Annotated in this window: 21 protein-coding genes; 5 read left to right on the top strand and 16 right to left on the bottom strand. The window is 68.3% G+C overall.

Going from position 1 to position 26,929, the window contains the following annotated elements:
* From FEI13_RS16040 to FEI13_RS16030, 3 genes are all read right to left on the bottom strand, one after another.
* A partial coding sequence (locus FEI13_RS16040) for an aldehyde dehydrogenase family protein (RefSeq protein WP_138182524.1) occupies positions 1-440 on the bottom strand: 440 nt, incomplete at its 3' end.
* A complete protein-coding gene (locus FEI13_RS16035) occupies positions 437-1,840 on the bottom strand; it encodes an aspartate aminotransferase family protein (RefSeq protein ID WP_138182523.1) in 1,404 nt (467 codons plus the stop codon). The genes FEI13_RS16040 and FEI13_RS16035, both read right to left, overlap by 4 nt.
* A 25-nt stretch (positions 1,841-1,865) precedes the next feature.
* Entirely contained in the window at positions 1,866-2,633 is a 768-nt protein-coding gene (locus FEI13_RS16030; protein WP_138182522.1) for a gamma-glutamyl-gamma-aminobutyrate hydrolase family protein, read from the bottom strand.
* A 256-nt stretch (positions 2,634-2,889) separates the two neighbouring features.
* Between FEI13_RS16030 and FEI13_RS16025 the strand changes: the two genes are divergently transcribed.
* Positions 2,890-4,266 (top strand): glutamine synthetase family protein, encoded by a 1,377-nt coding sequence (locus tag FEI13_RS16025; protein WP_138182521.1) that lies wholly within the window; start codon positions 2,890-2,892, stop codon positions 4,264-4,266.
* Positions 4,267-4,503: 237 nt separating this feature from the next.
* On the top strand, positions 4,504-5,988 hold the full coding sequence (locus FEI13_RS16020) for a Na+/H+ antiporter NhaC family protein (RefSeq protein ID WP_138182520.1): 1,485 nt from the start codon (positions 4,504-4,506) through the stop codon (positions 5,986-5,988).
* 105 nt (positions 5,989-6,093) lie between these two features.
* Here FEI13_RS16020 and FEI13_RS16015 read toward each other — a convergent pair whose 3' ends face one another.
* From FEI13_RS16015 to FEI13_RS16005, 3 genes are all read right to left on the bottom strand, one after another.
* The gene (locus tag FEI13_RS16015; RefSeq protein ID WP_138182519.1) at positions 6,094-6,711 is read right to left on the bottom strand and encodes a glycine zipper 2TM domain-containing protein; all 618 of its coding nucleotides are present in this window, start codon (positions 6,709-6,711) and stop codon (positions 6,094-6,096) included.
* 144 nt (positions 6,712-6,855) lie between these two features.
* Positions 6,856-7,791, bottom strand: a complete 936-nt coding sequence (locus tag FEI13_RS16010; protein ID WP_138182518.1) for a methylenetetrahydrofolate reductase — start codon at positions 7,789-7,791, stop codon at positions 6,856-6,858.
* Positions 7,792-7,794: 3 nt separating this feature from the next.
* Complete coding sequence (locus tag FEI13_RS16005; RefSeq protein WP_138182517.1) at positions 7,795-8,991, bottom strand: glycine cleavage T C-terminal barrel domain-containing protein; 1,197 nt, start codon at positions 8,989-8,991, stop codon at positions 7,795-7,797.
* A 291-nt stretch (positions 8,992-9,282) separates the two neighbouring features.
* On the opposite strand from FEI13_RS16005, the gene FEI13_RS16000 reads away from it, so the two are divergent.
* Positions 9,283-11,850 (top strand): GcvT family protein, encoded by a 2,568-nt coding sequence (locus FEI13_RS16000; RefSeq protein ID WP_138182516.1) that lies wholly within the window; start codon positions 9,283-9,285, stop codon positions 11,848-11,850.
* Positions 11,851-11,904: 54 nt separating this feature from the next.
* Here FEI13_RS16000 and FEI13_RS15995 read toward each other — a convergent pair whose 3' ends face one another.
* Positions 11,905-12,945 carry a GlxA family transcriptional regulator gene (locus tag FEI13_RS15995; RefSeq protein WP_138182515.1) on the bottom strand — a complete coding sequence of 347 codons (1,041 nt, stop codon included), beginning with the start codon at positions 12,943-12,945 and terminating at the stop codon, positions 11,905-11,907.
* 281 nt (positions 12,946-13,226) lie between these two features.
* On the opposite strand from FEI13_RS15995, the gene FEI13_RS15990 reads away from it, so the two are divergent.
* The gene (locus FEI13_RS15990; RefSeq protein ID WP_138182514.1) at positions 13,227-14,960 is read left to right on the top strand and encodes a formate--tetrahydrofolate ligase; all 1,734 of its coding nucleotides are present in this window, start codon (positions 13,227-13,229) and stop codon (positions 14,958-14,960) included.
* A 76-nt stretch (positions 14,961-15,036) separates the two neighbouring features.
* On the opposite strand, the gene FEI13_RS15985 is transcribed toward FEI13_RS15990, so the two are convergent.
* From FEI13_RS15985 to FEI13_RS15955, 7 genes are all read right to left on the bottom strand, one after another.
* A complete protein-coding gene (locus FEI13_RS15985; RefSeq protein WP_138182513.1) occupies positions 15,037-16,182 on the bottom strand; it encodes an iron-containing alcohol dehydrogenase in 1,146 nt (381 codons plus the stop codon).
* Positions 16,183-16,232: 50 nt separating this feature from the next.
* Positions 16,233-17,615, bottom strand: coding sequence for an aldehyde dehydrogenase family protein (locus FEI13_RS15980; protein WP_138182512.1), 1,383 nt, complete (start codon positions 17,613-17,615; stop codon positions 16,233-16,235).
* A gap of 34 nt (positions 17,616-17,649) precedes the next feature.
* The gene (locus FEI13_RS15975; RefSeq protein ID WP_204758407.1) at positions 17,650-19,020 is read right to left on the bottom strand and encodes a glutamine synthetase family protein; all 1,371 of its coding nucleotides are present in this window, start codon (positions 19,018-19,020) and stop codon (positions 17,650-17,652) included.
* A gap of 99 nt (positions 19,021-19,119) precedes the next feature.
* Entirely contained in the window at positions 19,120-20,172 is a 1,053-nt protein-coding gene (locus FEI13_RS15970) for a TRAP transporter substrate-binding protein (protein ID WP_138182511.1), read from the bottom strand.
* A 114-nt stretch (positions 20,173-20,286) separates the two neighbouring features.
* On the bottom strand, positions 20,287-21,609 hold the full coding sequence (locus FEI13_RS15965) for a TRAP transporter large permease (protein WP_138182510.1): 1,323 nt from the start codon (positions 21,607-21,609) through the stop codon (positions 20,287-20,289).
* Positions 21,609-22,205, bottom strand: coding sequence for a TRAP transporter small permease subunit (locus tag FEI13_RS15960; protein ID WP_138182509.1), 597 nt, complete (start codon positions 22,203-22,205; stop codon positions 21,609-21,611). The genes FEI13_RS15965 and FEI13_RS15960 overlap by 1 nt, the downstream gene beginning before the upstream one ends.
* Positions 22,198-22,995: an N-formylglutamate amidohydrolase gene (locus FEI13_RS15955; RefSeq protein WP_138182508.1), complete on the bottom strand. Its 798-nt coding sequence runs from the start codon at positions 22,993-22,995 to the stop codon at positions 22,198-22,200. Before FEI13_RS15955 ends, FEI13_RS15960 begins: the two co-directional genes overlap by 8 nt.
* A 148-nt stretch (positions 22,996-23,143) precedes the next feature.
* On the opposite strand from FEI13_RS15955, the gene FEI13_RS15950 reads away from it, so the two are divergent.
* A complete protein-coding gene (locus FEI13_RS15950; RefSeq protein ID WP_138182507.1) occupies positions 23,144-24,022 on the top strand; it encodes a MurR/RpiR family transcriptional regulator in 879 nt (292 codons plus the stop codon).
* Positions 24,023-24,101: 79 nt separating this feature from the next.
* Here the strand turns inward: FEI13_RS15950 and FEI13_RS15945 are convergent, their stop codons facing one another.
* The gene (locus FEI13_RS15945; RefSeq protein WP_138182506.1) at positions 24,102-25,394 is read right to left on the bottom strand and encodes an NAD(P)/FAD-dependent oxidoreductase; all 1,293 of its coding nucleotides are present in this window, start codon (positions 25,392-25,394) and stop codon (positions 24,102-24,104) included.
* 154 nt (positions 25,395-25,548) lie between these two features.
* The gene (locus tag FEI13_RS15940) at positions 25,549-26,916 is read right to left on the bottom strand and encodes a glutamine synthetase family protein (RefSeq protein WP_138182505.1); all 1,368 of its coding nucleotides are present in this window, start codon (positions 26,914-26,916) and stop codon (positions 25,549-25,551) included.
* Between the last annotated feature and the right edge of the window lie 13 nt (positions 26,917-26,929).

Genomic DNA, 26,929 nt, shown 5'->3' with positions numbered 1-26,929 from the left:
CCGTAGAGCTTGTCGATGCACTCGGCCTGGTAGCGCAGGCAGCCGATGGCGCCGGCCAGGTCACCCAGCGCGCTGGTAACCGGCTTGCCCATGTCCAGGGTGTCGAGCAGTGCCAGCTCGTGTTTGTGCGCCGCCATCAGGTCGGCCAGCTTGAGCAGCACGGCCTTGCGCCTGCCCGGGGCGAGGCGCGACCAGGCGCCGCCGTCGACGGCGGCCCGGGCGGCCGCCACGGCGACCTCGGCATCGGCGGCGTCGCAGCTCGCCACCTCGGCGAGCGCCTCGCCGGTGGCCGGATTCACGGTGGTCAGGGTCGCGCCATCGGCGGCGTCGACGAAGGCATCGTCGATATAGGCGCGGGTCTCGAGGCCTTGCTCGACGGTCAGCTCGGCGGCCAGCGCCTGCCACTCCTCGCGGGTCGTCGGATGACGTGTGGGGCTCATGCGCGAATCTCCTCTGCATTAAGGACGGTGGACGGCGCCGCGGCACGCCGATCGGCCAGGCGGCGGGCGGTCTCGTCCAGGGCCTGGCGCGCCAGGCGCACCAGTTCGTCGATCTCGTCGCGGGTGATCACCAGCGGCGGAGCGATGATCATGGTATCGCCCACCGAGCGCATCACCAGCCCGGTGGCAAAGCAGATGTCGCGGCACAGGTTGCCGGCCGACAGGGCCTTGTCGAAGCGCTCGCCGGTGGCCGGATCGATCAGCTCCAGCGCGCCCATCAGGCCCAGCGAGCGCGCCTCGCCGACCACGGGATGGTCGCCAAGCTCGGCCCAGCGCTCGGCCAGGTAGGGACCCAGGTCGTCGCGGACCCGCTCGACGACTCCCTCGGCCTCCAGCAGTTCCAGGTTCTTGAGCGCCACGGCGGCGCAGGTCGGGTGCCCGGAATAGGTGAAGCCGTGGAAGAACTCGCCCCCCGCCTCGATCAGCGTGTCCGCCACGCGATCGCCCACCAGCACGCCGCCGATCGGCAGATAGCCCGACGACAGCCCCTTGGCGATCGGCATCAGGTCCGGCTCGAGGCCGAAGTGCTGGCTGCCGAACCACTCCCCGAGGCGCCCGAAGCCGCAGATCACCTCGTCGGCGACCAGCAGGATGTCGTACCTGGCCAGCACCGCCTTGACCGCCGGCCAGTAGCTGGCCGGCGGCATGATGGCGCCGCCGGCCCCCTGCACGGGCTCGGCGATGAAGGCCGCGACCTTCTCCTCGCCGAGCTCGAGGATCTTCTCCTCCAGCGCCGCGGCGCAGGCGCGCCCGAAGGCCTCCGGCGACTGATCCTGCCCTTCCCCGAACCAGTAGGGCTGGCGCACATGGGTGATGCCGGGCACGCAGGGACCGCCCTGGCCGTGCATCGGCGCCATGCCGCCGAGGCTCAAGCCCGCCACCGTGGAGCCGTGATAGCCGTTCTCGCGGCCGATGATCCACTGCTTCTCGGGCTTGCCCTCGAGCGCCCAGTAGCGACGCACCATGCGCAGCACGGTGTCGTTGGCCTCGGACCCGGAGCCGGTGAAGAACACGTGGTTGATGTGGGCCGGCGCCAGGTCGCAGAGCTTCTCGGCGAGGCGGGCGACCGGCGGGTGGGTCGTCTTGAAGAAGGTGTTGTAGTAGGGCAGCTCGGCCATCTGCTCCGCCGCCGCCTCGACCAGCTCGCGGCGCCCATAGCCGAGGTTCACGCACCACAAGCCGGCCATGCCATCGAGGATGCGATGCCCCTCGCTGTCGTGGATATAGACGCCCTCGGCACGGGTGATGACGCGACACCCCTCCTGGCCCAGCGCCTTGAAGTCGGTGAAAGGGTGAAGGTGATGGGCCCGATCCAGGGCCTGACACGCTTGAGTCTGCATGATGATTCTCCGTTGTCGCGGGCCCTCAGGCCGGCAGTGACGAGGGGCTGGCCTGGCGCTGCTTGCAGGCCTGGGCGAAGGCGGTGAACAGGGCGTCGTAGAGCGAATGCTCGCGGGGACGCCACTCGGGGTGCCACTGCACCGCCAGGGTGAAGGCTGGGGCGTCGGTGACCGAGATCGCCTCGATCAGGCCATCCGGCGCCACGGCCTCGGCGGTGAGGCCCGCGCCGAGTCGCTCGATGCCCTGCTGGTGCAGGGAGTTCACCCGGGTATGGCGCTCGGGGTGGAGGGCCGCCAGCCGACCGCCCGGGAGGATCTCCAGGTCGTGGCTGGGGGCGTACTGGGTCTCGCGATCGCCGGCCGGCTCACGGTGATCGAGCCTGCCGGGCTGCTTCTGTACCGCCTGGTAGAGGCTGCCGCCGAAGGCCACGTTGAGCTCCTGAAAGCCTCGGCAGATGCCCAGCAGCGGCACGCCAAGGTCCAGGGCCACCGGCACCCAGGCCATGGCCGCGGCGTCACGGCTCGGATCGTCCCGGGTGTTCTCCGGTTCGCGTTCGGCGCCGTAGCGCTGCGGCACCACGTTGGTGTAGCTGCCGGTCAGCACCAGGCCATCCAGGCGCGCCAGAAGGGGCTTGATGTCCGCCCCCACGACGGATTCCCAGACCGGCAACACGACCGGTTCGAGGCCATACTCCCGCAGGGCGGAGAGATACTTGTCGGTCACCATGTGCGCGGGGTGGCCCTCCACCTCGCGGCGACAGGCGATCACCCCCACCAGGGGTCGAGTCTGCATGGCAGCCTCCTTGAAAGGTTCAGCGTCGGGGTTGTTATGCTTTGCTCAACATAGCGCGGTTGATTAATCTTGCCAACCCGCGCAATGCCTGTCGCGGGCAATACAAAACTTAACTAATGATATTAAAGGGATTTTTATGAACAACCACGAAGGACGACCGCCAGCAGCTCCGCCAATAACGTAAATTATTTGACAACACATAGCGGTTCGGCCAAAGATGACCACAACGCCAACATCCAAGGAAACAGGTGTCATCATGCCGCCCCTTCCCGTCGACGAAGCCCGTGACTTCCTGGAACGTCACCCCGACATTGCCAGCATCGACCTGCTGATCAGCGACCTCAACGGCGTGCAGCGCGGCAAGCGCATCCCGCGCGAGAATCTGGAGAAAGCCTATCGCGACGGGGTCAACCTGCCCGCCTCGGTATTCGCCCTGGACATCCTCGGCAACACCATCGAGGAGACCGGGCTGGGGCTCTCCAGCGGCGACGGCGATCGGGTCTGCCGCCCCGTCCCTGGCACGCTGATGCCGAGCCCCTGGCTGCGCAATGGCCGCCAGGCCCAACTGCTGATGACCATGGTCGAGGTCGACGACACCCCCTTCTTCGCCGATCCTCGCCAGGTGCTGTCCCGCGTGCTCGAGCGCTTCCACCAGGCGGGCCTGACGCCGGTGGTCGCCGTGGAGCTAGAGTTCTACCTGGTCGACCGCCAGCGCGACGAGCTGGGCATGACCCAGCCCCCCTGCTCACCGGCCAGCGGCGAGCGCGCCAGCCACAGCCAACTCTACTCGATCAGCGAGCTCGACGAATACGCGGACTTCCTCGAGGAGATCCACTCGGCGGCGCGCATCCAGGGCCTGCCGCTGGATACCGCCCTCAAGGAGTGCGCCCCGGGGCAGTTCGAGATCAACCTGATCCACTGCGACGATGCCCTGGCGGCCTGCGACAGCGCCGTGCTGCTCAAGCGGCTGATCAAGGGCGTGGCACTGCGGCATGGCTTCGAGGCCACCTTCATGGCCAAGCCCTATGGCGAGGAGGCCGGCAGCGGCACCCATGTCCACATCAGCCTACTCGACGAGGCGGGACGCAACGTCTTCGCGGCCGAGAATGAGGACCCGCTGGGCACGCCTCGGCTCAAGCAGGCCGTGGCCGGGTTGCTGGCGTTGATGCCCGCCTCCATGGCGCTGTTCGCCCCCAATCTCAACGCCTTCCGCCGCTTCCAGCCGGGCCTCTACGTGCCCATGGCTCCGACCTGGGGCTACGACAACCGCTCGGTGGCGGTGCGCATTCCCTCTGGCCCCAACGCGGCGCGGCGCCTCGAACACCGGGTGGCCGGCGCGGACGTCAATCCCTACCTGCTGATGGCGACGCTGCTGGCCGCCATCGACCATGGCCTGCAGCATCAGGCCACGCCGCCCCCGGCGATCAGCGGCAACGCCTACGACCAGGTGGCGCCCAGCCTGACCAACAGCTGGTACCAGGCGCTGGCCCTGCTGGAGGAGAGCGAGGTCCTCGCCGAGGCCCTCGGACGCGACTTCCTCCACGTTTTCCTGGCCAATCGCCGCGCCGAGCGCGACCGGGCCATGCAGGCGGTGAGCAAGCTGGAATACGACTGGTACCTGCGCCACGTCTGAACCCCGGCGCCCCGTCGGCCTCTGAGAGTCCCAAGAGCGACCCCATGATCGATGCCCCCGGTGATCCCGCCGGCGGTCGTCCGGGACGCCCCGTGCCGGTCCGATACCCCCTCACCCTCACAGCCACCAAGGGAGCCACGCAATGACAATCACAATCCCCCTTGTCCCGGCCCATGCCGACCGATCCACCCTCCCCGATACGCCCGGCGCCGCACCGTTGCGCGATGGAGGTCGTCCATGAGCCAGTCCACCCACCCCTTCGCCCCCTCGCTGCCCGCGCGACGCGGCACGGGCCGCACCCTGCTGCTGATGCTGGCCGTGCTCGCCACGGTGGTCGGCCTGACGCTGACCCACCAGCCCGGCACGGATTTCGGCTGGATCAGCCTGGTACCCTCGCTGATCGTGCTGGTGGTGGCCATCGCCACCCACCGCACCCTCGAGGCCCTGGCGATCGGCGCGATCTCCGGGCTGATCATGCTCCAGCCCCAGGACTTCGTCGGCGAGCTGGCCGACATCTCGCTCGCGGTGATGATGGACGAGACCATTGCCTGGCTGATCCTGGTCTGCGGGCTGATGGGCGGCTTCATCGCCATGCTGGAGAAGTCGGGCTGTACCCTGAGCTTCAGTCACTTCATGACCCGCCTGGTCAAGACGCGCCGCCAGTCGCTGCTGAGCACCGCCGCGCTGGGCGTGCTGATCTTCATCGACGACTACCTCAACGCCCTGGCCACCTCGGCGGCCATGAAACGCCTCACCGACCGTTTCGGCGTCTCCCGCGAGAAGCTCGCCTACATCGTCGACTCCACGGCGGCGCCGATCTGCATCCTGGTGCCGCTCTCCACCTGGGCGGTCTACTTCGCCGAGCTGCTCGAGACCAACGCCGCGACCAAGAGCGCGGGCATGTGGCTCTACATCCAGTCGATCCCCTTCATGCTCTACGGCTGGGTGGCCATGGGCCTGGTACTGCTGGTGGCCATCGGCATCATGCCGGACATCGGGCCGATGAAGGCCGCCGAGGCGCGCGCCAGGAGCGGCCAGCCGATCCCCGACGACGCGCCGGATGTCGCCCTCGGCGAGGACGACGTGCCCACGACCCGGCCGTGGGTCGGCGTGATCAACTTCCTGGCCCCGATGGCGGTGCTGATCGGCGCCAGCGCCTGGTTCGAGATCGACCTGCTCAAGGGGGTGATCGTGGCGATCATGTTCACCATCCTGCTCTACCTGATCCAGCGCCTGGCTACCTTCGCCACCCTGATGGACGCCATCATGGACGGCTTTCGCACCATGATGCTGCCGCTGGCCATCGTCGCGGTGGGCTTCGTGCTGCGCGAGATCAATGACCAGCTGGGCATGACCGCCTTCATGATCGATGCCCTGACGCCCCACCTGACGGTCGCCCTGCTGCCGGCCATCGTGTTCCTCTCCATGGCCGTGGTGGTCTTCGCCACCGGCTCCTCCTGGGGGGTGTTCGTGATCTCGATCCCCATCGTGGTGCCCATCGCCCAGAGCATGGGCGCCCCGATGCCGCTGGTCGTCGGTGCGCTGCTCTCCGCGTCGAGCTTCGGCAGCCACGCCTGCTTCTTCTCGGACTCCTCGGTGCTCTCCTCCCAGGGCAGCGGCTGCCAGCCCATGCAGCACGCCCTCACCCAGTTCCCCTACGCCCTGATCGGGGCCGGCGTCACCGCGCTGGGCTTCCTGGCGCTGGGCTTCCTGCTGACCTGAAGCGGCCGAGTCGAGATACTGACCCGGCGTCCTCGCCCGTCCACAACGACAGCGCCCCGGCCAGAGATTGGCCGGGGCGCTGTCGTGGGTGATGCTTTCAAGCGTTCAGGCTTCCTCGGAGGCGACGTCCTTCTCGGAGACGGCCTCCCACTGGGGACGCCCCTCCTCGAGCAGCACCCGATCGCCCTCGGGGCGACGCTCCAGGCGCGTGGTCTCGACCCGCTCGCCGTGGCGCCAGGTGACCTCATAGCCCTCGGTCTGCTGATGGGTATCGACCACGGTGCGGCACTCCTGACGGGTGGTGGTAAGCGGCTGGGACGGCGCCGCCTGGGCGTGCTGGCGCGCCTCCACTCGCTCCTGGACCTCGCGGCCGGCCAGGCCGCCGCCGATGGCCCCGGCCACGGTGGCGATCTTCTTGCCGCTGCCACCGCCGATCTGATTGCCGAGCAGGCCGCCAACGATGGCGCCGGCGGCGGTGCCCAGCACGCGGTGGGGATCACGGCTGGCGCCCTGTCCCGCCGGGGCCTCCTGGGGCGGCAACTCCACGACCACCTGCTCGCAGACCTCGCGGGGCGTCTCCACGGTGCGCGTCAGGGTCTCGACGCTGGTGATCTGGGCGTATTCGGGCCCGCGTTGCGCGTCCTGGACCTGCCAGGCACCGAGGGCGATACCGCCCAGCCCCAGCACGGCCAGGGTGGAGCCCACCACGATCGACTTGCTCATCTTTCACCTCCTGGAAGACGCGGCTGCGCCTCTTGGCTGTCACGGTCACCGGGAGATGCGTGACGAAAAAAGGGTGCGATGGCGATGACGCCTCCTGCATCACTCGCCGATCGCACCCAGTATACGGTGCCGCCTTCCCGGGCTTCAGCACCTCGCCGCAGGTTTCACAATCTCTGCTCCGCTGTCGGCAGACGACGACAGCGCAGGCTCCAACGCCTGGCCGGCGCAGTAACTCGCACACAGCGCCTCCAGCCAGGCGCGAGTCGCGCTGACCTGGTTGAAGGAGTAGACATGCAGGCCGGCGAACCCGCCGGGCTCCTCCAGCGACGGCCACAGCCCGCGCATCAGCCCCTCGGGGCGGTACACGGCCGGCCGCAGCAACCGCCCGAGCAGCCCCCGCTGGCGCCCCAGCGCCCGGGTCGAGGGCCCCAGGCCGATGCGCAGGGCCACCGACAGCAGCCGGGCATGGGCGATCACCCCGGGAATGCCCGCGTAGACCGGCAGCGCCAGGCCTCCGGCGCGCTGACGGCGCAGCCAGTCGAGCAGCGGTGCCGACTCGAAGCACATCTGGGTGACGGCGTAGTCGGCGATCCTCGCCTTGGCCTCGAGGTCGCGCTGCAACAGGGCGCCGTCGAGCTGCCGGTGTCCCTCCGGGTAGGCCGGCACGCCGAGCCGTGCCGGCCGGCCGGGAAGCTGCGACAGGGCCTCCAGCAGGGCCAGGCCATTGGCATAGTCGCCCGCCGGCCGGGGGGCATCGCCGCCCACCACGAAGGCATCGTCGATGCCGGCGGCCGAGAGACGCGCCGCGATCGCCTCCAGGTGGTCATGGTCGCGAACCAGGCGCGCGGCGAGATGGGGCACCACGCAGAAGCCGTCACGGGACAGCCTCTCCGCCGCTTCGAGAGTGCGCTCGATGCCGTGGCGCGGCGAGCAGGTCACGGTGACCCAGGCCCCGGGGGGCAGCCGGTGGGCCGCCTCTTGCAGATCGGCCAGGGGCAGCAGCTCGTAGCGAGAGCGAGCCAGGGCCAGGCACCCCCGGAGCCGCTGCTCCGGGGGCATCGCGCTGCACAGATCGTTCATGGGTCAGCCCTTGGGTATGTCCTTGCGCGGATCGTGGAACGGCTTGGTCACCACCACCGCCTCTTGCATGCCGGTATTGGCTTCGATGCGCAGCGGCGTGCCGAGCTCGGCATGCGAGATCGGCACCATGGCGTAGCCGATGTTGCGCTCCTGGCGCGGCGAGCGGGTGGCCGAGGTCACCTTGCCGATCAAGGAGCCGCTGCTGTCGTGGACGGGGAAGACGTCGATCATCGAGCCGTCGGTGAAATAGCCGATGCTCGGACCGTCGATCTCCACACCCACCAGCCGCCGCGAGACGCCCTCGGCCTTGATGCGCTCCAGGGCCGCGCGTCCGATGAAGTCGTCGTCGCCGCGCAGATCGACCATCCAGTCGTAGCCCATGCCCACCTCGAAGGGGTTGGTGTCGTACCAGATGTCGCAGCCGAAGGCGAGGATTCCGCCCTCGATGCGGCGGATATGGCAGGGGCCGATCACCTGCATGCCGTGGGGCCGCCCCGCCTCGAAGACGCGCTGCCAGAGGGCCTCGCCGTAGCGGGTCGCCTCGCGCAGGTAGATCTCGTAGCCGATCTCGCCGGAATAGCCGGTCCGCGAGACGACCACCGACATGCCGTCGAGCTCCGCCTCCATGAGGTGGTAGTAGGGAATCTCCAGCACCCGCTCGCCGAACAGGTCCACCATCACCGGCTTGGCATTCGGCCCCTGGACCTGCACCGGTGCCACGTCCACCTCGCGGATGGTGACGTCCAGGCCAGAGTGATAGGCGAGCCCCTGGCACCACAGCAGCACGTCGCTGTCGGCCAGCGACAGCCAGAAGCGGTTCTCCTCGATGCGCAGCAGTACCGGGTCGTTGATGATGCCGCCGTCATCTGCGGTGACGAAGACGTACTTGCACTGACCGACCTGACACTGGCGCATGTCCCGCGGCACCAGCCGCTGGGTGAAGGTGAAGGCGTCGGGGCCCGAGATCTCGATCTGGCGCTCCACGCCCACGTCCCAGAGGGTGACGCCCTCCACCAGCGCCCAGTACTCGTCGACGGGATCGGTGTAGAGGCGCGGATGGTAGTGATGGTTGTAGACGCTGTACTTGCGCACCCCGTGGCGCCGCGAGGCATAGAAGAACGGCGACTTGCGGATCCGCGGATAGAGCAGGATCTCCGGGGTCGTCTGAGTGTGGTCGATGCGTTCGATGACCTGGGACATGATCGTCTCTCCTGTGCTGATGCGAGGCCCTGCCAAGCGGCCTCGAGGCGAATGCCGAAAGGCCGGTCATGCCCTCGAAGCTAGTCCCGCGCGCCCGCTCCCATGGCACCAGCGGCGACCGCCACTTTGGTCCCAGCGACACCGCGTACCATTCGTCCGGCACCGCCCGCCGCGCGGCGCCGCCGATGGTCGCCGCGGGACAAGAACCGGTCGGCCAGAGCAAACGGGCGGCGCCGGCCTGTCTTATGGTGAAGCCAGAAGCGGCGAGCGCATCGGCATCGGAGAGCGGCCATGTCAACACTACCCAAGCAGGCAGACGCGGTGATCATCGGCCAGGGCGGCATCGTCGGCGCCTCGGTGGCCCACCACCTGATCGAACTGGGCTGGACGAACCTGGTGGGGCTCGAGAAGTCCGCCATTCCCTCGGACATCGGCTCGACCTCCCACGCCTCGGACTTCTGCTACATGACCGCCCACGACAAGATGTCGTGCTTCACCACCACCTACAGCCGGGAGTTCTACGAGCGCCGGGGGCACTACCAGCGGGTGGGGGGGATAGAGATCGCCCGGGTCGGCGACGAGGCGCGCATGGCCGAGCTGGCGCGCAAGGTCGCCTCGGGCAAGGCCTTCGGCACCAACGCGCGGCTCATCGGCCCGGACGAGGTCGTCGAGCGCTTCCCGCTGGTCGAGCGGTCGCTGGTGCTGGGCGGCCTCTGGGACCCGGACGCCGGACTGGTGGTGCCCCGCTCGCAGGGGGTCGCCGGCGAGCTGATCGAGGAGGCGGTGGCCTCCGGCCACCTCCAGGCCTTCGCCGACACCCCGGCCATCGACATCGACGTCGAGGATGGTCGAGTGCGCGGCGTCATGACTGCCCGGGGCTACATCGCCACCCCGGTGGTGATCGTCACCTCGGGGATCTGGGGTCCGATCCCCGCGGCGATGGCCGGTGTCAGCCTGCCGCTGATGCCGGTGGAGCACCCGCTGATGTTCTTCGGCCCCTTCGACACCTTCGCCGGCACCGGGCTCGAGATCGGCTATCCGCTGCTGCGCGACCAGGGCAACTCAGCCTACCTGCGCGACACCGGCGACCCCCAGAGCACCGAGGGCGGGCAGCTCGAATGGGGCTACTACGAGGCCACCGCGCCGCGCCTGGTCGCCCCCACCGACATCCTCGAGCGCGAGCAGGCCCGGCTCTCGCCCTCCATGCGCGACCTGGAGATCGACCAGGTGATGGCCGCCTTCGAGCGGGCCATCGAGCTGACCCCGGTGCTCGGCGAGCTGGGCTGGGACGAGAAGCACTCCTTCAACGGCCTGCTCTCGGTCACCACGGACGGCGGCTCGCTGGTCGGTGAGTCGCCGGAGACGCGCGGCCTGTGGCTGTGCGAGGCGGTATGGGTCAAGGACGGCCCCGGCATGGGCAAGGTGCTGGCCGACTGGCTCACCCATGGCCGCCCGACCCTCGACCCCCACGGCATCGACATCGCCCGCTTCTACCCGGTGCAGAAGACGCCGCATCACGTCGTCGGGCGCTGCCGGGAGATCGCCCAAAAGATCTACGACCCGCCGGTGCACCCTCGCGAGCCCTTCGCGACGGGCCGCAACCTGCGCCGCAGCCCCTTCTGGCCCCGGGAGGAGGCCCTCGGGGGCCACTTCATGGAAGTAGTGGGCTGGGAGCGCGCCCACGGCTATGCCGCCAATGAGGCGCTACTGGAACGCTATGGCGACCGCGTGCCCGAGCGGCCGGACGAGTGGGACGCCCGCCACTTCTGGCGCGTCTCCAACGCCGAGCATCTCGCCCTGAGTGATGGCGTGGGCATGATCAACCTCTCCCACTTCGCCATCTTCGACGTCACCGGCCCCGACGCCGAGGCACTGCTGGAGTATCTCTCGGTGGCGCGGGTGGGGGGCGAGACGCCGCTCGGCAAGGGGATCTACACCCACTTTCTCGATGAGGCCGGCGGCGTGCATTCCGACCTGACCATCGTGCGCCTCGCCGCGGACGGCTTCCGGGTGATGTGCGGCGGCGACACCGGCCATCGCGACCTCATGTGGATGACCCGGATGGCCGAGGCCCGGCAGCTGACGCGCCTGCACGTCGAGGATCGTACCGACTCCCTGGCCACCCTGGGGCTCTGGGGCCCGGAGGCGCGGCGCACCCTGCAGGCGCTCGCTGACGACCCCACGGCGCTGGAGGACGACGCCTTCCCCTTCGCCACGGCGCGGGCGATCCGGGTGCGGGGCTTGCCAATCTGGGCCTTTCGCATCTCCTACGTCGGCGAGCTGGGCTGGGAACTCTACCTGCCGTTCAGCTACGGGCTGACCCTCTGGGACCTGCTGTTCGAGCAGGGCGTGACCCCAGTGGGCATCGAGACCTACGCCAACAGCCGGCGCCTCGAGAAGAGCCTGCGGCTGCAGAATGTCGACCTGCTGACCGAGTACAACCTGGTCGAGGCGGGCCTGGCGCGCCCCAAGGTCAAGCCACTGGAGTTCCATGGCAAGGGCGCCTACCTGGCCCAGCGCGAGCGCCATCAGCAGCCGGCCTACCTCTGCACCCTGACCATGACGGCGCACCACGATGCCCGGGGTGTGGCCCGCTACCCGGTCGGCCATTCGCCGATCCTCGATCCGGAGAGCGGCGAGGTGCTGGTGGATGCCCTGGGACGCCGCTCCTACGTGACGAGCATCGCCTATGGCCCGTCGGTGGGGAAGATCATCGCCCTGGGCTACCTGCCGGTCTCCCACGCCCGGGTGGGCCAGGTGCTGAGCATGGAGTACTTCGGCGAGCACTATCCGCTGAACGTCGAGGCGGTCGGCTATCGCGCCCTGTATGACCCGGAGAACCTGCGGCCCAGAGGCTGACGGGCCCCGCCGGGGAGCGACGCTCCCCGGAAACGCCGTCGCCCCTCGAAAACCTCAGACCTCCTCGACCCGCGGCGCATCCGGGCGCACCTCGCCCGATGCCGTGCCGCCCTCGCGAGCGCTGCGCCGCACGCGCTCGCGGCTCGGCGAGTGGCCGAAGCGGTCGTGATAGCACTTGGTGAAGTGCGGCGGCGAAATGAAGCCGCACGCCAGGGCCACGTCGGTGATCGGCATATGAGTCTGGCGCAGCAGCAGCCGCGCGCGCACGAGGCGCAGCTCCATGTAGTACTTCAGCGGCGGACAGCCCACGTAGCGCTGGAAGAGTCGCTCCACCTGGCGACGCGAGAGGTCGGCATAGCGGGCCAGCTCGTCCAGGCAGAGCGGCTCCTGCAGGTTCGCCTCCATCAGCGTCGCCAGCTCCTCGAGCTTGGGATGGGTGCGACCGAGGCGCACCCGCAGCGGGGTGCGCTGGCGGTCGCCCACCTCGCGGATCCGCTCGTGGATGAACTCCTCGGCGATCGCCTCGGCCAGCGCCAGGCCCTGCTGCCGGCCGATCAGGGTCAGCATCATGTCCAGGGGCGCGATTCCCCCGGAGCAGGTATAGCGGTCGCGATCGATGACGAACAGCTGCGGGGTGAAGGTCACGGCGGGAAACAGCAGCGCCTCGTGAATGCTCGAGATGTGTTCCCAGTGCAGGGTACAGCTGTAGCCATCCAGGATCCCGGCCTGGGCAAGCACGTAGCCGCCGGTGCAGACTCCGCCCAGCGGGATGCGACGCCGGGCCAATCGGCGTAGCCAGCCGAGGGTATCGCGATCACAGTAGTGCTGGACGTCCACGCCGGCGCACACCAGCACCAGGTCCAGCGACAGCTCCTCCTCCATGGCACAGTCCACCGCCATCTCCAGGCCGCTGCTGCTGCGCACGGGACAGCCATCGCGACTCACCAGGTGCCAGGTATAGAGCTGCCGGTCGGCGAGGTGGTTGGCCATGCGCAGGGGCTCCAGCGCCGAGGAGAAGGCGATCAAGGAGAACCCTGGCAGCAGGACGAAGCCGATGTCGTAGTGCTCCTTGTTCGGAGCATAGATGGGATCCATCGCTCGCCCTCCTCACCGTGGCCGCCTACCTGGACTCTAGTCAGATTCTCGTCCGCGCAACAGCGCCGCGACTTGCTCATCGGCGACCCGCCCTTTGCTCGCGACGCCGCGCCCCGCCCGGCGAGGCCCCTGACCCGGCCTCGGCGTGTCGCTGCGACCAAGCCCACCGGCGCCGACGGGCAAGCCCATGACCGGGCGGGCGCGAATACTGTGGCTATCGACGACTGAGGCTATCGACGCCCCGGTGGATGACCCAGGTGGATGACCCAGGAGACGCGGCGATGACGAGCCAACCGCACGACCTCGGCCAGGCGCGAGCCTGCCCTCCCAGCAACCTGGCGATCGCCCGGGACGCCCGACTGTGGCCCATCGAGGAGATCGCCCACCGCCTCGGCGTGCCCGGCGAGGCGGTGGAGCCCTATGGGCGGGGCATCGCCAAGCTGGACCTCGCCGCCGCCGACGCGCTGGCCGAGCGCCCCCGGGCACGCTATGTGGTGGTCTCGGCGATCACTCCCACGCCCCTCGGCGAGGGCAAGACCACCACCGCCATCGGCCTCGTCCAGGGCCTCCAGCAGCTCGGCCACGGCGCCACCGTCACCCTGCGCCAGCCCTCGCTGGGTCCCACGCTTGGCATCAAGGGCGGCGCCGCCGGCGGGGGCTACAGCCAGGTGGTGCCCATGGAGCGCATCAACCTGCACCTGACCGGCGACATCCACGCGGTCTCCGCCGCCCACAACCTGCTGGCGGCGATGATCGACAACCATCTCTATCATCGCCTGGGCAGCGACCTGAACCCACAGACCGTCACCTGGCCGCGGGTGATGGACATCAACGACCGCGCGCTGCGCCATATCGTCACCGGACTCGGCCCGCCCGCCGACGGCATCCCCCGCCAGGGCGGCTTCGAAATCACCGCGGCCTCCGAGGTCATGGCGATACTCGCCCTGGCGACATCGCTCCAGGACCTGAGGCGCCGCCTGGGGCGGATCCGGGTCGGCACGACTTACGACGGGGAGCCGGTCACGGCCGAGGCGATCGGCGCGGCGGGGGCCATGACCGCGCTGCTCAAGGAGGCGATCAAGCCCAACCTGCTACAGACCCTCGAGCATGCGCCGGCGCTGATCCATGCCGGCCCGTTCGGCAACATCGCCCATGGCAACTCCTCGATCGTCGCCGATCGCATCGGCCTGCACGGCGGCGACTATCTCGTCACCGAGGCGGGCTTCGGGGCCGACATGGGGGCGGAGCGCTTCTTCAACATCAAGTGCCGGGCCTCGGGCATGACGCCGGATGCCGCGGTGCTGGTAGTCACGGTGCGGGCCCTGAAGTTCCACTCCGGGCGCTACGCCGTGACGCCCGGCCGGCCGCTGCCCACGGCGATGCTGGCGGAGAGCCCCGAGGACGTGCATGCGGGCGGCGCCAACCTCGTCAAGCAGATCGACAACCTGCGCGCCCACGGCGTCACCCCGGTGGTGGCGATCAACGCCTTCCCCTCCGACCATGCCAGCGAGCACGCCGCGATTCGCGACATCGCCGAGGCCGCCGGGGTGCGGGCCGCCGTCTCGACCCACGTGCGCGACGGGGGCATCGGCGCGCTGGAGCTGGCCCAGGCCGTGGAGGAGGCCGCCGAACAGGGCAGCGACTTTCGCCTGCTCTATCCCGACGAGATGCCCCTGGACGCCAAGATCGAGCGCATCGCCACCCGCCTCTACGGCGCCGCCGATGTCACCTTCAGCCCCGAGGCCCGCCGCCAGCTCGACCTCTACCAGCAGCAGGCCCAGGGCCATCTGCCGGTGTGCATCGCCAAGACTCACCTGTCGCTGTCGTCGGACCCGACCCTGCGCGGCGCCCCCACCGGCTGGACCCTGCCGGTGCGCGAGGTGCGCCTCTCCGCCGGCGCGGGCTTCGTCTATGCGCTGTGCGGCGACATGCGCACCATGCCGGGCCTCGGCCGCGACCCGGCCGCCGCGCACCTCGACATCGATGACCACGGCGAGATCACCGGGCTGTTCTGAGCGACGGATCTGAGCGGCCGTGCCGAGCGGCTGTTCCGGGCACAGAACCGGGAGGCGGACGCCCGCCTCCCGGTGATCACATACAGCGGTGGAACAGCGACCTGAGGTCCTCGACGGTCAGCGCCACCGGGTTGCCACCGCAGCTGGGATCCTGGATGGCCATCTCGGCCAGCTCGTCGATGCGCTCGGGGGTGGCGCCGATCTCGGCGAGGGTGCGCGGGATGCCCATGCGGTCGTTGAGTTCCTGCACGAAGGCCCGGAACCCCTCGAAGCCCCCCTCGATGCCCAGGTAGGCGGCCGCGCTGTCGAAACGCTCGCGGATCGCCTCGGCGTTGAAGGCGAGCACCGCCGGCATGCAGATTGCGTTGGTGGTGCCGTGATGGGCGTTGAACACCGCCCCGATGGGGTGACTCATCGCATGGATGGCCCCCAGCCCCTTCTGGAAGGCGGTGGAGCCCATCATCGCCGCGCTCATCATGTGCGCACGCGCCTCGAGGTCGGCACCGTCGGCGTAGGCGCGCGGCAGGTACTCCTTGACCAGCCGCATGCCCTCCAGGGCGATGCCCTGGCTCATCGGATGGTAGTGCGGGCTCGAGAAGGCCTCGACGCAGTGGGCGAAGGCATCGAGCCCGGTACCGGCGGTGATCGCCCGGGGCATGCCCGCCGTCAGCTCGGGATCGCAGAGCACTACCCTGGGCAGCACCCGGGGGTGGAAGATGATCTTCTTCTCGTGGGTGTCGGAGTTGGTGATGACGCTGGCCCGCCCCACCTCCGAGCCGGTCCCGGCGGTGGTGGGCACCGCCACGATTGGGGCGATCGCCTCGGCATCGGCCCGGGTCCACCAGTCGCTGATATCCTCGAAGTCCCACACCGGGCGCGTCTGGCCGGACATGAAGGCCACCATCTTGCCGAGATCCAGCCCCGAACCGCCGCCGAAGGCGATCACCCCGTCATGGCCGCCCGCCCGGAAGGCCGCGACACCCGCCGCCAGGTTCTGCTCGTTCGGGTTGGGGTCGACCTCGGCGAAAAGCCCCCGGCCCAGGCCCGCGGCCTCGAGGATGTCGAGCGCGGCGGCGGTGATCGGCAGGTCGGCCAGGCCCCGATCGGTCACCAGCAGCGGCCGCGAGATGCCCGCCTCGGCACAGGCCTCGGGCAGCTCCTTGAGCCGCCCCGCGCCGAAGCGGATGGCGGTGGGATAGGTCCAGTTGCCGGTCAGCGTCATGTCGTCACCTTCTTCAGCAGGTTGTTGTTTTCTTTAACTTGTTGTTTTCTTTAACTTGTTGTTTTCTTTAAATAGTAGGACTTGGGCCGCGTGAGGTTGTGATAGCCGATCACCGAGAGGCTGCCGCCGCGCCCCGTCTCCTTGCAGCCGTTCCAGCACAGGCCCGGGTCTAGATAGTCGGCGCGATTCATGAACACGGTGCCGGTCTCGATTCGGTCGCCGACGCGCTGGGCACGCTCGATATCGGCGGTCCAGAGGCTCGCCGTCAGGCCGAAGCGGCTGTCGTTCATCAGCCGGATCGCCTCCTCGTCGCCGCTCACCCGCATGATGCCGACCACCGGACCGAAGCTCTCATCGCGCATCACGCGCATGTCGTGGGTCACCTCGGTGAGGATCTGCGGGGTCAGGTAGGCGCCGCCGTCGTCGGCGGGCTTGCGAGCGATATGGGCCCTCGCCCCGGCGGCCAGGGCCTCGTCGATCTGGGCCCGCACCTCCCGGGCGACGCGGATGTTGGCCATCGGCCCGATATCCGTCGTGGCGTCCAGCGGATCGCCCAGAGTGTAGGCCTCGACCATCGCCACGGCCCGCGCGACGAAGGCGTCATAAAGGCGCTCGTGCACGTAGATCCGCTCGATACCACAGCAGCACTGCCCAGAGTTGAACATCGCGGCATCGATCAGGGTCGCGACGGCGGCCTCGAGGTCGGCATCCTCCATGACATAGCCCGGATCCTTGCCGCCAAGCTCCAGGCCCAGCCCGGTGAAGGTGCCGGCCGCCGCCTGCTCCATGGCACGCCCGCCGCCCACGGAGCCGGTGAAGTTGACGAAGTCGAAGGCGCGCTCGGCGATCAGCCGTGAGGTGGTGTCATGGTCCAGGAAGACGTTCTGGAACACCGCCTCGGGCACGCCGGCCGAGGCGAAGGCGCGCGCCATGCGCTCGCCGACCAGCAGGGTCTGGGTGGCGTGCTTGAGCAGCACGCTGTTGCCGGCGATCAGCGCCGGCGCCACGCTGTTGATCGCTGTCATGTAGGGGTAGTTCCAGGGCGCTACCACCAGCACCACGCCGTGGGGAAGGCGCTTGATGTAGCGCTTGACCGCGGCGTCCTCGCCGACCGCGATATCGGCCAGCGCCTCTTCGGCGATGGCCGCCATGTGGCCACCGCGCTCCTCGACGCCGCCGAACTCGCCGCCGTAGCGCACCGGGCGGCCCATCATCCGCGCCAGCTCCGGCACCACCTCGTCGTTCATCGCCCCCAGCGCGGCGATGCCGGCCCGCACCAGGTCGATGCGCTCCTTGAGGGGCCTAGCGGCCCAGTCGGGCTGCGCCGCGCGCGCCCGGTCGGCCGCCTCTCGGGCGGCCTCGCTCGAGAGCGCGTCGCGCTCGGCAAATACCGACCCGTCGATCGGCGAGATACATCTCAGCGTATGACCCATCGTCCTCTCCTGTTGGTACCTGCTCGCCGCCGCATCATGAGCGCTCGAAGCCGCGCGCCACCTCGTAGTCGGTGACCACGCGGGCGAAGTCTTCCAGCTCCACCTCGGCGGCCCGGGCATAGTGATCGATCACCTCGTCGCCCATGGCCTCACGCAGCATGGTCGACGCGGCGAGGGCGTCCCGGGCATCGCGCAGGGTCTGCGGAATCAACCCCGATTCCCCCTCGTAGGTATCGCCCTCGGCGGGCGGGGGCAGCGGCAGTCGCTCCTCGATACCCTTGATGCCGGCGGCCAGCTGTCCGGCCATGGCGAGGTAGGGATTGAGATCCGAGCCGCCGATGCGACACTCGATGCGCACCGCCCGGGAGCCCTCCGCGCAGAGGCGAAAGCCTGCGGTGCGATTGTCCACCGACCAGACCGTGCGCGTGGGAGCGAAGGAGCCCTTCTGGAAGCGCTTGTAGCTGTTGATGTAGGGCGCCAGGAAGTAGGTGAAGTCGGGCGCGTACTTCAACAGCCCGGCCAGGTAGTGCTGCATCAGCGCCGACATGCCCCGCGCCGCGCCGTCGTCGAAGAAAGCAGGCACGCCCTGCTGCCACAGCGACTGGTGAATATGGGTGGAGCTGCCGGAATGGTCGTGGTGCCACTTCGGCAGGAAGGTCACTGCGCGCCCCTGCTGCCAGGCGATCTCCTTGGTCGCGTGCTTGGCGATGGTGTGGTAATCCGCGGTATCGAGGGCCTCGGCGTAGCGGATGTTGAGCTCCTCCTGTCCCGACCCGGCCTCCCCCTTGGTGCCCTCTACGGGGATCCCCGCCGCATAGAGGTGATTGCGCAGCGGACGCAGCACGTGCTCTTCCTTGGTGGTCTGGAAGAGGTGGTAGTCCTCGTTGTAGCCGCTGATCGGCTGCAGGTCGCGAAACCCCTCCTTGCGGATCTCGTCGAGGGGCTTCTCGAACAGGAAGAACTCCAGTTCGGTGGCCATGATCGCCTCGAACCCCATCCGCTCGAGCCGCTCGAGTTGATGTTTGAGGATGGCGCGCGGCGCGTGAGCCACCGGCTCATGGGTATGATGGTCCAGCACGTCGCAGAGCGTCATGACCGTGCCCTCGAGCCAGGGCACGGGCCGCAGCGTGGCCAGGTCCGGTTTCATGATGTAGTCGCCGTACCCCGCCCGCCAGGAGGTGCTGGCGTAGCCGTCGGGGGTTTCCATCTCGAGGTCGGTGGCCAGCAGGTAGTTGCAGCAGTGCGTCTCCTCCCAGCCGTGCTCCACGAAGTGACGCGCGTGGAGCCGCTTGCCCATCAGCCTTCCCTGCATGTCGACGATGCACACGAGCACAGTGTCGACCTCGCCACTCTCCACCTGGCCCCTCAGGGCCTCGAGGGCGTCCATAGCCTGCGCATTGGTCATGTCCGAACTTCCTCACTGATCACCACCACAGGGCCCGCGCTCGGTCGGGCCCCCTCCCTGAATGGCATGCCCCGACCGCGGCCGGAGCATGGGAGCGACTCACGCCTCGCCGTAGCGATAGGGGCGGCCGGCCTTGCGCATGTCGGCGTTGTACTGCTTGAAGATCTCGACCACCCGAGCCTTGGTCTCGGATTGCGCGGCGATCTCGTCCCAGAACTCCTGGGCCGCCTCCTCCACTTGGTCCCACTCGGCATCGGGGATCGTGGTCAGCTCGAGCTTCTCGCCGTGCACGCGCAGCCGGGCCTCGCCGCCCCAGTACCAGTGCTGGCGATAGTAGTGGGACTGTTCGCAGCACACCTCGAACAGCAGTTTGAGGTCCTCCGGCAGCTCGTTCCAGCGCTCCATGTTGACGAAGAAGTGGCCGATCCAGGCGCCCGAGATGTTGTTGGTCAGGAAGTAGTTGGTGACGTCGGCCCAGCCCACCGTGTAGTCCTCGGTGATGCCCGACCAGGCGATGCCGTCGAGCTCACCGGTCTGCACGGCCACCTCGATGTCCTCCCAGGGCAGGGTCACCGGCACCACACCGAACTGCGATAGGAAGCGCCCCGCGGTGGGGAAGGTGAAGATGCGCTTGCCCTCGAGGTCCTGGAGGCTGCGGATCGGCTCCTTGGTGACGAAGTGGCACGGATCCCAGGCCCCGGCGCTGACGTGCTTGACGCCGACCTTGGCGTACTCCTCCTCCCAGATCTCCTTGAGCCCGTACTGGTGGAAGAGCACCGGCACGTCGAGGCTATAGCGCGAGCCGAAGGGGAAGTAGCCGCCGAAGACGGTGACCTCGGTGGGCGAGGCCATGGAGTCGTCGTCCGACTGCACGGCATCGATGGTGCCCCGCTGCATCGCCCGGAAGAGCTCGCCCGTCGGTACCAGCTGATCGGCATAGTAGAGCTCGATCTGCATGCGATCCCCGGCGATGCGGTTGAACAGGTCGATGGCCGGCTTGGCGACGTGTTCGGCCAGGGCCGCGCCGGCATAGGTCTGCATGCGCCACTTGATGGTGGGCTCGGACGACGACTGGGCCATGACCCTTGATGCCAGTGGTGCGATGGCCGCACCGGCCGCGGCAGTGATCAGAAACTTGCGTCTTGTTGTCATTGTGTCGCTCTCCTGGTGGTGATACCGGATGGTGCGTGGATGCGGCCCCTGTCGAGGCTCTTGTTGTTGTGGCTGGCGTTGGGGTCGCCGACGGCGGCCGTCGCTTTCCCTGCCTCAGTGCCCATAAATGTAGCCCGGAAGCCAGAGGGCGATCTGCGGAAAGAGCATCACCAGGCTGAGGGCGAAGGTCATCACCAGCACGAAGGGCAGGATCGACCGGTAGATGTCGCGCAGCCCGATCTGGGGCGGTGCCATGGCGCGCATCAGGAAGAGGTTGTAGCCGAACGGCGGCGTCATGTAGGCGATCTGGGTGGTGATGGTGTAGAGCACGCCGTACCAGATCAGGTCGAAGCCCATCGCCTCGACCAGCGGCACGTAGAGCGGCGCCACGATCACCAGCATGGCGGTGTCGTCGAGGAAGGTGCCCATGACGATGAAGCTGAGCTGCATCAGGATCAGGATCATCCAGGGTGAGAGCCCCAGGCGCTCGGTGAACAGGTCCTCGATGGCCTTGACCGCGCCCAGGCCATCGAAGATGGCGCCGAAGGCCAGCGCCGCCAGGATGATCCACATGAACATGCAGGAGATGGCCAGGGTCTGTCGCACCGAGACCTCGAACACCCGACGCGTCATGCGCCCCTTGAGGGTGGCGGCCAGCAGCGCGGTCATCGCTCCGACGGCCGAGCTCTCGACCAGCGAGGTCCAGCCCTTGACGAAGGGCACCATCATCACCGCGAAGATCACCAGCGGCAGCAGCCCCGCCCGCAGCAGGCGCAGCTTCTCGGTCCAGGAGACGTCGCGCTCCGCCTCGGGCAGCGCGGGCCCCAGGGACGGCTGCAGGCGACAGCGCACGTAGATGTAGATGATGAAGAGCATCGCCATCATCAGCCCCGGCAGCACGCCGGCCAGCCACAGCTGCCCCACCGGCTGGCGGGCGATCATCGCGTAGAGCACCAGCACCACCGAGGGCGGCACCAGGATCCCCAGGCTCGACCCCGCCTGGATGACGCCGGTGACCATGATCTTGTCGTAGCCGCGACGCAGCAGCTCGGGCAGGGCGATGGTGGCGCCGATGGCCATGCCGGCCACCGACAGCCCGTTCATGGCCGAGATCAGCACCATCAGCCCGATCGTGCCGATGGCGAGCCCGCCCCGCACCGGCCCCATCCAGACGTGGAACATCCGGTAGAGGTCGTCGGCGATGCGGCTCTCCGAGAGCACGTAGCCCATGAAGATGAACATCGGCAGGGTCAGCAGGGGGTACCACTTCATCAGCTTCATCGCCGAGGAGAACGGGATGTCGACCCCGCCGGTGCCCCACAGCAGCACCCCCGCCAGGGCACCGACGAAGCCGATCGCGCCGAACACGCGCTGGCCGGTGAACAGCATCAGCATCATCGAGCCGAACATCACGATGGCGATCATCTCATAGGGCATCAGTCGATCACCCCGCGCAGGCGACCGATATCCCGGAAGAACTCGGCAAGGGCTTGAAGGATCATCAGGAAGACCCCGAGGCACAGAATGGACTTGATCGGCCACAGCCACGGCCGCCACGCCGTCGGGCTGCGCTCCAGGAAGCCCAGCGTCTCGCCCGCCGCCGACGGCCCCTGGGTCACGAAGGTGCCAATGAGGTCGAGGAAGAAACGAAAGGGTTCATCGCCGAAGTAGCCGAAGGAGTAGGCCGTCGATACCAGCCCGCCATAGAGCAGCACGCCGAGATAGAAGAGCAGGAAGAACACCGTGATGGCATCGACCCAGGCCTTGGTCCTCGGGCTCCACTCGCCGTAGAAGAGATCCATGCGCACGTTGGAGCCCAGCTGGATCGAGTAGGGGCCGCCCAGCACGAAATAGGCCACCATAACGAACTGCGCGGTCTCCAGGGTCCACATCGAGGGCGTCAGGAACACCTTGGAGGCCGACGACCACAGCAGCACGCCGATCAACACGAAGATCAGGTACATCGCCATGCGCCCGATGGCACGGTTCATGGCATCGATGGCGCCGATATAGCGCAGGAGGATCTTAGGCATCGGCCGCGCCCTCCCCGGGGCTCGATGCGACACCGAGGGTGGCCAGCGCAGGATGGATCAGCCGACAGAGTTCCTCGGCGATACCCCGCTGATCCTCGGGGGTGGTCAGCAGGTCGTTACGCACCTCGATCATCACGTTGGCAAGGCCCTGGCCGATGCCGTGAAGCTCGAGGGAGTGGGTGACGCCGTCCTCGGGCCCGTAGGGATCGTTGCGCCGAATGCACCGCTGGCCCAGGCGATGTGCCTGGGCCAGCATCGCATCGGCCAGGCGTCGGTCGGCATCGTGGAGGATGCCGATCTCGACCTCGCGGCGCTCGCCGTGAAAGCGCGGCGTGAAGCTGTGGATGGTGATCAGCACGGTGGGAATGGCGCGCGCCCGCCGCTCGGCCAGCACCTCCGTCACGGCGTCGCAGAAGGGGCGGTAGACGGACTCGACCCGGGCGGCGCGCTGCGCCGCGTCGAGGCCGCGATTGCCCGGCACGTCGATCACCTCCACGCGCGCCGGCATGGCGCTTTCCGCCTCGGGGGGACGATTGCAGTCATAGACCAGCCGCGAGATGCGACTCGCCACCAGCGGGGCATCCAGCCGCTTGGAGAGCGACACGGCCACGCCGCGGGCGCCGGGGTCCCAGGCGGCGTGACTGCGCCGATGCGCGGGGGCGAGGCCGAGGGCCCGATAGCAGGCGGGGATGTGATGCGAGGCATGCTCGCACAGGATGACCACGGCGCCTTGGCCGTGCCGATGGTGGATCTCGACGCTTGGGTAGGACGCTTCGCTTGCGCTTGACATCTGGGCTCCTCCACGCTCCTGTAAAGATATAGACGCGTGAAAGTCAGTGTGTCAATATTTCTTCAGAGCCCGTGTCAACGCTGCTTCGCCACGCGCATCGTTGCCTGGTGGCAGGCGCAACCGCAGGGCATACCGGGAAGGAAGCGCCTTGACGAACCTCGATTCCAGCGCCAGCGTGCGCGCACTGATCCGCCAGCACTATCCGGCGCTGACGCCGTCGGAGCGCAAGTTCGCCGATGCGCTGCTCGACAACTATCCCGCGGCGGGGCTGGCCTCGATCACCATCGTGGCGAGCAATGCGGGGGTCTCCTCTCCCACCGTGGCACGGATGGTCAAGAAGCTGGGATTCAAGGGCTATCCGGAGTTTCACAAGGCGCTGTTGGGCGAGCTGGAGGCGAAGGGCGTCGGGCCCACGCAGCGACGCGACAACTGGTCGGCCGAGGCGCCGGAGACCCACCTGCTGAACCGTTTCGCCCAGGCGGTCACCACCAACCTGCAGCTGACCTTCTCGCATATCGAGACGGCGAGGTTCGATGGGGCGACCCGCCTGCTGGCCGATGCCGAGCGGCGCCTCTACATCGTCGGCGGGCGCATCACCCAGGCGCTGGGCGACTATGCCTTCACGCACTTCCAGGCGGTGCGCCCCGGCGTCACCCACCTGACCTCGTCCTCGGGCACCTGGCCGCACTACGTGCTCGACATGCAACCGGGCGACACCCTGCTGATCTTCGATATACGGCGCTACGAGACCAACCTGCTGCGCCTGGCGGAGATGGTGAAGCAGCGCGGGGTGGCCATCGTGCTGTTCACCGATCAGTGGGGCTCGCCGATCTCGTCGCTGGCCGACTTCACCTTCCACTGCTGGGTCGAGATTCCCTCGGGATGGGATTCCAACGTCTCGACCATGATGCTGCTGGAGACCATGATCGCCGCCGTCCAGGAGGAGCGCTGGCCCGAGGCGCGGGAGCGCTACGAGCGCCTGGACGAGCTGTTCGACATGACCCATTTCTTTCGCAAGTTCACCTGAGCGGCCTCGCCCGCTCAGCCGACGTCGATCGGTGAGCGGCGCCCCTCGGCGCCGTCGATGCCTCTCGATCAGCCCCGGCTCAGACGCCTAGGCGATCACGCACCTGGTAGTACCAGGCACCGACGGCGGAGAGCGGCACCCGCAGCATCCGCCCGCCGGGGAACGGCAGGTGCGGCAGGTCGGCGAAGGCATCGAAGCGTGCCTCGCGACCGGTCATCGCCTCGGCGATCAGGCGCCCGGCCAGGTGGGTGCAGGTCACGCCATGGCCGGAATAGCCCTGGGCGTAGTAGACGTTGTCGTTGAGCACCCCGAACTGCGGCAGCCGGTTGAGCGTCATCAGGAAGGTGCCGCTCCAGGCATAGTCGACCCGCACGTCCGAGAGGCCCGGGAAGGTCTTCTCCATCTTGGGACGGATCACCGCCTCGATGTCGGCCGGATCCTGGCCGCCGTAGTTGACGCCCCCGCCATAGATCAGGCGATGGTCGGCGGTCAGCCGGTAGTAGTCGAGCAGGTAGTTGCAGTCCTCGACGGCGAGGTCGTTGGGCAGCAGCGCCCGGGCCCGCGCCTCGCCCAGTGGCTCGGTGGTGATGATCTGGGTGCCGCAGGGCATCGACTTGCCCTCCAGCGCCGGCATAATGCCCTGATGGTAAGCGTTGCCGGCCATGACCACCCGCTCGGCACGCACCGCGCCGCGGGGCGTAGAGAGGCGTACCGGCTGGCCGTGCTCGACGGCCGTCACCGGGGTGTGCTCATAGATCACGCCGCCCAGGGACTCCACCGCGGCGGCCTGGCCCAGCACCAGGTTGAGCGGATGCAGGTGGCCGCCGGAGTGGTCGACCAGCGCACCCACGTAGCGCTCGGAGGTCACCTCGCGCTTGACCGCCTCCCCTTCCAGCAGCTCGAGCTCGCGGTGGCCGTAGCGCTCCCAGAGCGCCTTGTGCTCGACAAGCCCCTTGAGCTGCTTCTGGTTGCAGGCGGCGAAGAGGTTGCCGTCGCGCAGGTCGCAGTCGATGCCGTAGCGCGCGATGCGCTCGCGAATGATGCGGTTGCCCTCGAAGGCCATGTCGCCCAGCGCCCGCGCGGTCTGTTCGCCATACTTCGCCTCGATCACGTCCATGTCGCGGCTGTAGCTGTTGACGATCTGGCCGCCGTTACGCCCGGAGGCGCCGAAGCCGACTCGGGCCGCCTCCAGCACCACCACCCGATGGCCCTGCTCGGCCAGGTGCAGGGCCGCGGAGATACCGGTGAAGCCGGCGCCCACCACGCACACGTCGCACGCGATCTCACCCTCGAGGGCCGGACGCGCCGGGGCGGGATTGGCCGAGGCGGCGTACCAGGATGCCACGTGATCGGTGGCGGGAGAGTCGCTCATGAAAGCCTCCAGAGTGGATGTTTTATTCAACCATTTTGGCCATGATACGAGCATAAAAGCCGCAATGGCAATTTTTATGGTATTAAATAATCAACACACGAGAACGCCGGGGAAGCCCCGGCGTTCTCGGCGAATCTGCTCAGAGTGCTCTCGCCTAGACCCGCAGCAGCAGGTGCTCGCGTTCCCAGGAGCTGATGACCTGGAAGTAGGCGCGGTGCTCGGCGCGCTTGACCGCCAGGTAACTGTTGACGAAACGCTCGCCGAGGATGTCGGCTAGCGGCTGGCAATCGTGGAGCAGGTCCAGCGCCGGGCCGATGTCGTCGGGCAGCTTGTTGCCGCCGGACCAGGCGGAGCCGATCATCGGCGGCCGCGGCTCGAGCCGGCCCAGCATGCCCAGATAGCCGCAGGCCAGCGAAGCCGCCATCACCAGGTAGGGATTGGCATCGGCTCCGGCCAGGCGGTTCTCCACCCGGGTCGCCTCGGGGGGGGAGACCGGTACGCGCAGCCCCACGGTGCGGTTGTCCATGCCCCACTCGACGTTGATCGGCGCCGAGCCGCTGGACTCGGTGCGCATCAACCGGCGATAGGAGTTGACGTTAGGGGCCAGCAGCGGCATCACCGAGGGCAGGTAGCGTTGCTGACCGCCGATGAAGGCGTGGAAGAGGCGGCTGGGCTGCCCGTCCTCGTCGGCAAAGACGTTGTGACCCTCCTTGCTGTCGAGCAGGCTCTGGTGGATATGCATCGAGCTGCCCGGCTCACCCGCCATGGGCTTGGCCATGAAGGTGGCGTACATGCCGTGGCGCAGCGCCGTCTCGCGCAGGGTGCGCTTGAACATCACCACCTGGTCGGCCAGGGCGAGCGGATCGCCGTGCTGGAAGTTGACCTCCATCTGGCCGGCGCCCTCCTCGTGGATCAGTGTATCCAGGTCGAGGTTCATGGCGTCGCAGTAGTCATACATCTCCTCGAACAGCGGGTCGAACTCGTTGACCGCGTCGATGGAGAACGACTGGCGGCTGCTCTCCTGGCGCCCGGTGCGGCCGATCGGCGGCTCCAGGGGATAATCGGAGTCGGTGTTGGTCTTGACCAGGTAGAACTCCACCTCCGGCGCCACCACCGGCGTCCAGCCGCGGGCCGCGTAGAGATCCAGCACGCGCTTGAGCACGTAGCGCGGCGCCAGCTCCACCGGCTCGCCGGTCAGGTAGAAGCAGTCGTGGATGATCTGCGCGGTGGGATCCTCGGCCCAGGGCACCGGGTAGATGGCGCTCGGATCGGGCACCAGCTCCATGTCGCGCTCGGCGGGGTTCCAGAAGCGGATGTCCTCGTCATCGGGATAGCCGCCGGTGACGGTCTGGATGAAGATCGAGTCGGGCAGCCGCGGGCGACCGCCCTTCAAGTACTTGGCGGCGGGCATGATCTTGCCCTTGAGGATGCCCGTCAGGTCGGAGACAAGGCACTCGACCTCGGTGATACCGTGGTTCTGGAACCAGTCGTTGAGGAGCGGCTGCTCCTGTCGGTTACTCATGGGATCTTCCTTG

It is taken from the genome of Halomonas urmiana, assembly GCF_005780185.1.
GTDB lineage: Bacteria > Pseudomonadota > Gammaproteobacteria > Pseudomonadales > Halomonadaceae > Halomonas > Halomonas urmiana.
This window is presented reverse-complemented; position numbering and strand designations above follow the sequence as displayed.